The 9483-nt window shown below is 64.5% G+C and carries 11 protein-coding genes; all 11 read left to right on the top strand.

The features are described 5' to 3' along the window. Positions 1-321 precede the first annotated feature (321 nt). Entirely contained in the window at positions 322-552 is a 231-nt protein-coding gene (locus ACXJL8_RS24200; protein WP_456622796.1) for a DUF6894 family protein, read from the top strand. 194 nt (positions 553-746) lie between these two features. Beyond that, a complete protein-coding gene (locus ACXJL8_RS24195; protein ID WP_456685713.1) occupies positions 747-2186 on the top strand; it encodes a basic amino acid/polyamine antiporter in 1440 nt (479 codons plus the stop codon). A gap of 34 nt (positions 2187-2220) precedes the next feature. Then, complete coding sequence (locus ACXJL8_RS24190) at positions 2221-2457, top strand: hypothetical protein (RefSeq protein ID WP_456622798.1); 237 nt, start codon at positions 2221-2223, stop codon at positions 2455-2457. Positions 2458-2505: 48 nt separating this feature from the next. Beyond that, positions 2506-3645 carry an AI-2E family transporter gene (locus ACXJL8_RS24185; protein ID WP_456622799.1) on the top strand — a complete coding sequence of 380 codons (1140 nt, stop codon included), beginning with the start codon at positions 2506-2508 and terminating at the stop codon, positions 3643-3645. After that, positions 3642-4241 carry a hypothetical protein gene (locus tag ACXJL8_RS24180; RefSeq protein ID WP_456622800.1) on the top strand — a complete coding sequence of 200 codons (600 nt, stop codon included), beginning with the start codon at positions 3642-3644 and terminating at the stop codon, positions 4239-4241. Before ACXJL8_RS24185 ends, ACXJL8_RS24180 begins: the two co-directional genes overlap by 4 nt. Continuing rightward, a complete protein-coding gene (locus ACXJL8_RS24175; protein WP_456622801.1) occupies positions 4242-4727 on the top strand; it encodes a DUF992 domain-containing protein in 486 nt (161 codons plus the stop codon). 133 nt (positions 4728-4860) lie between these two features. After that, a complete protein-coding gene (locus ACXJL8_RS24170) occupies positions 4861-5418 on the top strand; it encodes an HdeD family acid-resistance protein (RefSeq protein ID WP_456622802.1) in 558 nt (185 codons plus the stop codon). 11 nt (positions 5419-5429) lie between these two features. Beyond that, entirely contained in the window at positions 5430-5864 is a 435-nt protein-coding gene (locus tag ACXJL8_RS24165) for a twin-arginine translocation signal domain-containing protein (protein ID WP_456685712.1), read from the top strand. Between the two features lie 49 nt (positions 5865-5913). Beyond that, positions 5914-6168, top strand: coding sequence for a hypothetical protein (locus ACXJL8_RS24160; protein ID WP_456622803.1), 255 nt, complete (start codon positions 5914-5916; stop codon positions 6166-6168). A 46-nt stretch (positions 6169-6214) separates the two neighbouring features. After that, positions 6215-7459 carry an efflux RND transporter periplasmic adaptor subunit gene (locus ACXJL8_RS24155; protein WP_456622804.1) on the top strand — a complete coding sequence of 415 codons (1245 nt, stop codon included), beginning with the start codon at positions 6215-6217 and terminating at the stop codon, positions 7457-7459. Then, positions 7456-9483 (top strand): efflux RND transporter permease subunit (locus ACXJL8_RS24150; protein ID WP_456685711.1); only part of this gene is annotated, 2028 nt, incomplete at its 3' end. The genes ACXJL8_RS24155 and ACXJL8_RS24150, both read left to right, overlap by 4 nt.

Raw genomic sequence — 9483 nt, 5'->3', positions numbered from 1 at the left:
ATGTAGGCGCGAAGTCCGGCGTCGACCGCAAGCGCACTGCCGCCGGTCCCGGAGGTCGCCAGGTTCTCATCATAATTCGACATCGGACAACTCCTCTCGCATCAGCAGGAGCGGCCAGCCTAGACCTCGCGCTTCGCCCGAAACATCGGCTGATCACCCGAGACCGGAACAACAATTACCCTATTCCCTGCCGCGTCCGACGATCAACACCCGCCTTACAAACCCGTAAGCCGAGACCACACCCGTTCCTCATCCCTTTTGCGGAGGGGCCTTACGCGTTTGTCACTGGAGGCCGCCAACGCTCCGGCCTAATCCGGCCGCATGCGCTACTTCTTCCACATCGTCGACAAATACGGCCTCTCTCCCGACCGGACCGGATGCGAGCACGCCGACCAGGACGCGGCCGCCCTCCACGCCCGACGCATCGCCGCCGAGCTCGCGAAGGCCGGTGAATTGTTCCGCTCGAGCTTCGTTCTTGTCGCGCAGGCCGCCGTTCCCGGATCGCCATCGAGCTGCGAGCAAGGCACCCCGACCTCCCTCGCAGAGACCTGACGACGGCCCCCGCGGGGAATTCGGCATGCCGATTTCCTGCCCCGCCCTCTACAGAGAATCCCTGATGTGCGGACGGGAACGCCGTCTCTAAGGTCATGGTCCAAGGGTGGCTGGGTCCAAGGGTGGCTGGCATTCCGCGACCAAGGCTGCCTGTCGCGCCCAGCACATCTCCGATAGGAAGGCCATTTTCTGTCATGGCTCCTTCGTCGAACGAGGCCGATCGGACGTTTTCGCGCAGCGCGCTGATCGCGCTCGTGGTCGGATCGATGGTTGGCTCCGGCATCTTCGCGTTACCGGCATCGTTTGGACGGGCGACGGGGGCCCTGGGCGCGATCATCGCATGGGTCATCGCCGGCACCGGCATGCTCATGCTCGCTTTCGTTTTTCAGACGCTGTCCCGCCGCAGGCCGGATCTGGATGCCGGCATCTATGCCTATGCCAAGGCCGGATTTGGCGACTATCTTGGCTTTGCTTCGGCGGCCGGCTATTGGATCGGCTGCTGCCTTGCAGACGTCGCCTGTCTCATTCTGATCAAGGCCACGATCGGGCAGTTTCTTCCCGTCTTCGGCGACGGAACGACGCCGGCCGCGATCGCATCGGCATCCCTGTTGCTGTGGGGCGTGCACTTCCTGGTCCTGCGGGGCATCAAAGGCGCGGCCGCCCTCAACACGATTGCAACCTACACCAAGATCATCCCGATTCTGTTCTTCATTGCCGTGGCCGTCGTCGCTCTCGATCCTCAGCTGTTCCGGCAAAACTTCTGGGGAACCGAGCAACCGAGCGTAGCGACGGTGTCCGCACAGGTCCGCAGCACATTGCTGCTCACCGTGTTCGTCTTCGTCGGCATCGAGGGGGCCAGCGTCTACTCCCGCTACGCCAGGGATCGGTCCGACATCGGAATCGCGACTGTCGTCGGCTTCGTCGCCGTTCTGTCGCTCCTCGTCCTTGTGACGCTGCTGTCCTATGGCGTGATGCCGCGACAGGAACTCGGTGACCTGTCGCAACCGTCCATGGCAGGCGTCATGGAGGCAATGGTCGGCCGCTGGGGGACCATCTTCATCAGCGGGGCGCTGCTGATCTCGATCCTCGGCAATTACCTGTCCTGGTCGCTGCTTGCAGCCGAGGTGCTGCACTCCGCGGCAGTCAACCGCACCATGCCCTCTTATCTCGCGAGCGAGAACAGCCACCACGTTCCCGCCGGGGCGCTCTGGCTCACCAACTGCGTCATCCAGGCCCTTCTTCTGGTCAGCTGGTTTGCCGAATACGCCTTCACGCTGGCCCTGAAGATGACCAGCTCGATGACGCTGATCCCGTACCTTTTCGTTGCGGCCTTCGGCTTGAGGCTGGCTCATCGCGGCGAGACCTATCATGCCGGCGAACGGGCCCGCATCGTCGACTGGATCCGATCCGCCGTCGCGACGCTGTACGCTGCCGGCATGATCTACGCGGGCGGCCCGAAGTTTCTGCTGCTCTCGGCGATCCTGTATGCGCCCGGGACATTGCTGTTCTTCCAAGCCAAACRTGAACGCAAGGAAGCGGTCTTCAGGCCGCTCGAAGCCATCCTGTTTGCAGCTCTCACGATCGCCGCGTGCGCCGGTGTCTATGCGCTGGCGGTCGGAGCGATCTCGATCTGAAGTCTTGTCGTCGTGCGCTCACCTGGAGGCGAGCATGAAGATCCGGACCATCTGCAGCGCCTTGATCCTTGGTGGATCAATTGCGGCCGCTCCCGCAACCCTGTCTCTGGCTCAGACGAGCAACCAGGGCACGCTCGCGCCAAAGGAGGCCGCGACACCTCCGCCCAGCGGCGCGGCGCCCAATATGAATACGAACCCGACGAAACACCGCTACTGGCGTCATCGCGGCGGCATGCATCCGCACTATGGCAGCCGCCGCGTTCGCACCTAGGCCGCGCGCAGCGGCGGATCATATGGGCCCCTTCGAGTTGGCTGATCGATGAGCGATGCAAGAACAGGACGGGAGGGGCTCCGCGAGCTTGTGCTACGCGACGAAGCTGCCGAACTCACCGGACCTGACGGGCGAAGCAGCATACTCGCGACGGGCCTTGCCCTGCTCGCCGCATGYGTCGCTCTCTTTCTGGTGTGGCAGACGGCCTCCAGCCTCCTGATCGTCTTCGCGGGATTGCTGTTTGCGGCCTTTCTGGATGCTGCCGCGAGGACCCTGGCGCCCGTTCTTCCGCTCAACCGTGCCTGGCGGTTGTCACTGGTGCTCCTGTTGTTCTCCGCCTTGACGGCACTTGGCCTCGCCTGGGGCACCGGCAAGCTGCCGGAGCAGACGCGCGTGCTGCTGAAGGTCATGGACAGCCAGCTCGATGTTCTTCAGGAGCATCTTCTGACATACGGCGTGGATTTGCTCGGTCCCGAATGGGGCCGCGACTTCGCGCAATGGCTGTTCTCCGACCAGGGCAGGTTCCTGAGCCATGCCCGGCTTGTTCTTGGCGGGGCATCGACGGCCCTGACCGGCGCGCTCGTGATCGTGTTCCTCGGAATCCTCTTTGCCCTCGATCCCGCCAGCTATCGCGAAAGCCTGGTGGTGCTGGTGAAGCCGTCATATCGCACCCGGACACGATCAGTGATGGACGAGATGGGCAACGTCCTGCGACTTTGGCTGGTCGGACAGCTCATCCGCATCATCCTGATGACGCTGTGCGTGTGGGGCGCGCTTTATCTCATCGGGCTGCCCGGTCCTTTCGTGCTTGGGCTCCAGGCGGGCCTGTCGAATTTCATTCCCTATCTTGGGCCGATCCTTGCCGCCATCCCGATCGCGCTCGTGGCAACGCCACTCGGCGGCTCTGTGCTGATCTGGGCGATCGTCATCTACACCGTCATTCAATCGATCGAGGGCTACGTGATCGGGCCGCTGATCCAGCGTCAGGCAGTCAGCACGCCGCCGGCCTGGACATTGGTCGCGATCGTCCTCCTTGGCGCGCTGTTCGGCGTCATCGGCATCGCGCTCGCAATGCCGCTGGTCGCCATCGGCCGGGTCGCGATCATCAGATTCTACGTCGAGGACTACCTCGGCGACGACCCCAAGCAGACGTCCAGCAAAGCACAGTCACAAATGAGCGCCCCATGAGCGAGATCGACTCCCGGCAAGACGACGATGCCGCGTCTTCCCCACCGCATTCGGGGATAGCCCATTTTCTGTGGCAACAGCTTCCCTATGTCGTTGCACTGGTGCTCGCGATCGCAGGTGTCGCCTACACCAACGCGTCGCATCAGCCTCTCGTTGGTTATTGGGAGTTTCTGGCGCTCGCCATCGGCGTGGTTTGCGTCATCAGCAAATGGCCGGAGATCGAGGGAAAAGAGGCCCGGTGGCGGCTGATCTGGACCCAGGCGCTGCACTGGGTGGCCGTCCTGGTCACGATGAACATCATGCTGGTATCGGGTGTTCAGCAATTGCTCCCGACGCCGGCAACAAGCCTCGTCCTCCTCACGCTGCTTGCGCTCGGCACCTTCCTCGCCGGCGTCAGTCTTCTGTCGCTGCAGATCGCGTTCCTCGGCCTTGCAATGGGCCTTGCGGTGCCCGCGATATCCTGGCTGCAGCAATCCGTGATCTTCTTCCTGCTGGGCGCCGTCCTGCTGATTGGCCTCGCCATCACGTTCTGGCTTCACCAGGACCGTGGGCCTGGCGCCGTGCCCACCGACACCAAGAGCCAAATGGAGGTTTGAATGCGAATGATTCGGTTGCTCGGATCCTTAGGCGCATTCGTCTTGCTTTGCGCCGCCGCCAATTCAGCTCGCGCCGAAACGTTCAGGGTCGGCAGGTTATTGTGCTTCAGCACGCCGCGCGTTGGCCTGGTCCTTGGATCGGCGCAGTCGCTGCGCTGCGTGTTCCACGCGAACAGACCGCCTCGGCAATATGTCTACGAGGGACGAATAAGGCGTGTCGGTCTTGACCTTGGCGTGACCTCGGCGGGTACCTTGTCCTGGGCCGTCTTCGCCAGGAATTCGCGGATCGGTCCCGGCACTTTGCGAGGCAGCTATGTGGGAGCGAGCGGCAACGTCGCATTGGGCCCCGGCCTCGGCGCCAACGTCCTGATTGGCGGCTCTCGCCGCACGATCGTCCTGCAGCCGCTGTCGATCGAGCGATCGATCGGGATCAACCTGGCGGCGGGAGTGACCCATCTGACGCTGGGTCCGCGAGGCCGGCGATAGGGCCGGCGTGCGATTTCCATTCGCACGATAGGAACATCCCGGACTRCGGCTCAGGGTTTCGTCGGATATCGACGTTGCAGGTTCGAAGCTACGTTTCCAAGCGTGCCGGTCATGACGCGGATCGGGAGGATGCATGACAATCTATCACAGCCGGTCCGGCATCGAAGCCCTCGGCCCTCCCCCATTCTGGGTCTGCGCTCTCCTCGGCATCGTCCTGATTGCCGCCGGTGTCTTCGCCCTGAGCGACGTCGTCTTCGCGACCATCATCAGCGTCAAGTTGATCGGGCTGACCGCGATCGCGGCAGGCGCGTTTGAGATCATTCACGCCTTCTGGACCAAGGGATGGGGCGGCTTGCTGTGGCAGATCCTTCTCGGCGCGCTCTATCTCGCCTTCGGGCTCGTGCTGCTGACCCAGCCCGCCTCCGGCGCACTGATCCTCACCTATTTGCTCGGCGCGGTGCTGTTTGCTTCCGGCGTCATTCGCTGCGTGCTGAGCTTCGCGCACTGGCAACAGAACGGTTGGATGATGCTGATCTCCGGCGTCTTCGGACTGCTCGCGGGCGTGCTGATCCTGTTCGGTTTCCCCACGATCAGCGTCTGGGCCCTTGGATTCCTGCTTGGCGTCGACCTGATCTCGCACGGGCTCGCGTGGCTGCTTTACGCGCTTCAGTCCGTGCCGCGGACTGCGTAACGAAGGAGAAGATGATGATGGACACGCCCTCTCGTCGAGCTTTCCTTGGCTTTGCCCAGAATGCCGTCGCCGCCGCGGCGATCGGCGCCATCGGGGTTCGCTTGATCGAGGCTGCGGAAGCGATGCCGATTGCCCACGATCTCGGCCAGGCCCGTGAGCCGTCGGAGCTCCTGACAGAGGCTCAGTGGTGGGGACCACCACCCGCTCCCGGTTGGGGTTGGGGACCTGCTCCGGGCTGGGGCCGTCCGCGCTGGCAAGCGGGGTGGTGGGGATCGCCCGCTCCCGCCTGGGGGCCCGGCCCGGGCTGGGGCCGACCGCCGCTACTCGCGCAAGCGCAGTGGGGACCGTCGCCGCATCCAGGCTGGGGCCGCCGGCGGCCGCGCAGTCGCCGCTGGGTTTGCTGGTGGCATCGCGGTCGTCGTCATTGCGGGTGGCGGTGGCGCTGATGCTGCAGGCAGCCTTGCGCAGTCCGCTGTGCAAGCCGCGAAGCACGCGATGGAGGCGATCGTGCGCTACACCAATCAATGGCTCCTCGGGGCCGTCCTGATAGCTCTTCTCGTTGTGGCGGTCTGGTTCTGCGTGGCGGTATGGCAGGCAACTTCATCGATGCCGCTTTACCGCAACGTTATCCTGGGAAGCGCCGCAATCCTGATGCTGGTGATCGGCTGTGGCCTGATCGCGCTGATGTTCTATAGCCGTCGCAAGGGTTACGACGAGCCCCCGCGCCACAATCAGATGCGGCGGGAGTAGCGAGGCGCCGGGAACCCGGCTCTGAGTCCGGAGCAAGGAGCGGATCATGAACCTTGCTGGCGTCTCGATCAGGCTGCTGGCGGCAACCCTCCTCACGATCTTCGCCGGCGGAGTGGCCCGAACACAACCTGGCCCGGCCGGGCCGCCCGCCGTCGGCATCGTCGAGGCGACCAGGCGGCCGATCACCGAGACCAGCGAATTCCTTGGCCGGATCGAGGCGATCAATCGCGTCAATGTCGTCGCGCGCGTCACCGCGTTTCTGGAACAGCGCCTGTTCTACGAGGGTGCCGAGATCAAGACGGGTGATGAGCTCTATCGGCTCGAGCGCGGCCCTTTCGAGGCCGATCTCGCATCGAAGCGGGCGCAGGTGGCGCAGCTCCAGGCAACGCTTGAAAATGCCAAGCTGACGACCGAGCGCGCCCGCACGCTGCTCGGCGGGCCGGCCGGACAACAGTCGACCTATGACGCGGCCCTCGCGAACGAGCGCAGCCTCGACGCTCAGGTGCAGGCCGCGCAGGCGCAGGTCCAGGCGTCCCAGATCAATCTCGACTATACGGTGATTGCCGCACCGATCGACGGCAAGATTGGACGGACGGCCGTGACCGAAGGCAACGTCGTCGGTCCAAGCTCCGGCGTGCTGACCACCATCGTCAGCCAGGACCCGATGCATGTCACCTTCCCGGTGCCGCTGCGCCAGGGGCTGGAGCTGCGCGAACGATACGGGCCGCAAGGCGGCCTCGAAGCCGTGGTGATCCGGCTGCGGTTGCCCGACGGCCGCATGTACGGCCAGTCCGGCAAGCTGAATTTCGTCGACAACACCATCGCGCAGAACACCGACACGATCACCGTTCGGGGCGAGATCGCCAATCCGATCCTGCATGCCCCGTCCGCTGCGGGCGTCACCGTTCACGAATTGACCGACGGCGAATTCGTGACGGTCGTGCTCGAAGGCGTCCAACCGGTCGAGGTGGTCGCGATCCCGCGCTCGGCGGTGCTGTCCGACCAGCAGGGCGATTACGTTCTCACAATCGGTCCCGACAACAAGGCCGAGCAGCGGCGCATCCAGCTCGGGCAGTCAACCCCAACCATTGCCGCGGTCATCAGCGGCCTTTCGGCCGGCGACAAGGTTATCGCCGAGGGGCTGCAACGGGTTCGTGTCGGCCAGAGCGTTGCACCGGGGCCGGCAAGTCCGTTGATCCTGTCGAGCATGAAGGCCGGCGCGGGCGATGCGACCCCGCAAGCGGTTCGCGGCAGCTCCGGCAACGCAGCTCCGGTGGACACCAAGCCATGATATCCGGCGTTTTCATCGATCGGCCACGGCTATCGATGGTGATCGCCTTCATCATCACCATCGCCGGCGCGCTGGCGCTCCTGCAGATTCCGGTGGCGCAATTTCCCGATATCGTGCCGCCGCAGGTCACCGTCGCCGGCACCTTCCCGGGCGCCTCTGCGGAGGTCGTGGAGACCAGCGTCGCCCAGCCGCTGGAAGCGCAGGTGATCGGCGTCGACCGCGCGCTCTACATGAAATCGACCAGCGCAAATGACGGCAGCTACACGCTGACGGTTTCGTTCGCGCTCGGCACCAATCCGGACATCAACACCGTCAACGTCAACAACCGCGTGCAGAGCGCGCTGTCGCAACTCCCCACCGAGGTGCAGCAGCAGGGCGTGACGGTCCAGAAGAGATCCTCCTCGATCCTGCAATTCCTGGTGCTCTACAGTGCCGACGGCCAGCAAGACCCGCTCTTCATCACCAACTACGCCATCATCAACGTGCTCGACGCGATTGCGAGCACGCCGGGAGTCGGCCAGGCAAATCTGTTCGCCAAGATGAACTACTCGATGCGGATCTGGTTCGACACCCAGCGGCTCACCAGCCTCAATCTCACGCCGGCCGATGTCATCGCTGCGATCCGCACGCAAAGCGTCCAGGCACCTGTCGGCCGCATTGGCGCGCGGCCGATCAGCGATCAGCAGCAATTCCAGTTCAATGTCCAGACACTGGGCAGGTTGGCAACCACCGATCAATTCGCCAACATCGTGTTGCGCTCAAATCCGGACGGTTCGTCGCTGCTCGTCAGAGACGTCGCCCGCGTCGAAATGGGAGCACAGAATCTCGACAGCGAAGCGCGGATCGACGGGCGCGCCGCCGTGCCGATCGCGATCTACCTCGCACCAGGCGCCAATGCGGTGACCACCGCGCGAGCGGTAGCTGCGTCGATGCAGCGGCTGTCCGCGCGATTTCCCGCGGGCCTGAGCTACCTCGTGCAATACGATTCCACGAGCTTCGTGCGCGATACGATTACGGAAGTCTTGCGGACGCTCGGCGAGGCCTTCGCGCTGGTGGTGATCGTGGTCTACCTCTTTCTCGGCAACCTCCGTGCCACGGTGATCCCGGCCATTGCCGTTCCGGTGAGCCTGGTCGGCACCTTCGCCGTCCTGCTCGTATTCGGCTATTCGGCGAACACGGTGTCGCTGCTGGCGATGGTGCTCGCCATCGGCATCGTCGTGGACGACGCCATCGTCGTGGTGGAGAACGTCGAGCGCGTGATGGAGGAGGAACCGGCCATCTCCCCTGCCGAGGCCTGCAAGAAGGCCATGACGCAGATCACGGCTCCCATCATCGCGATCACGCTGGTCCTGCTCTCCGTGTTCGTGCCGATCGCATTCATTCCCGGCGTCTCCGGCACGCTGTTTCGTCAGTTTGCGGTGACGATCAGCGCCGCCATGATGATCTCGGCGCTGAACGCCCTGACCTTGTCGCCTGCATTGTGCGCGTTGTTCCTGCGTCACACCGGCCCCCGGCGCGGGGTCATGGGCCGCGTTCTCGGCGGCATCGACTGGTTGCGCGGCCGCTACAGCGACGGCGTCCGCCGGCTGGTGCGCGTCGCCGCACTCTCGATTCCGCTCGTCGCGGTGCTCGCCGCCGGCATCTTCGGCATGTCGCTGGTGACACCGACGGGGTTCCTGCCGGAGGAAGACCAGGGCGCCTTCTTCACCTCCGTGCAGCTGCCCGACGGCGCGTCGGTGGCGCGGACCAGCGAAGTCACAAGGCAGGTCGAAGATATCCTGAAGCAGATGCCGGCCGTCGATCACGTACTCGCGGTAATCGGGTTTTCCTTGCTCGACGGAGCCTCCGAGCCGAACAGCGCGTTGGTGGTCACGCGCCTGAAACCGTTTGCCGACCGCAAGGCGGCCGCGGATTCGGCCCAGGCCTTGATCGGACGCACGTTCGCGGCCGGTGCGCAGATCCGGCAGGCCAACGTGCTGCCATTCAACCTGCCGCCGATCATCGGGCTCTCGACCGGCGGCGGA

This window comes from Bradyrhizobium sp. P5_C11_2 (genome assembly GCF_054049755.1).
The sequence above is the reverse complement of the archived record's forward strand: the minus strand, read 5'-3'. Positions and strand labels throughout refer to the sequence as shown.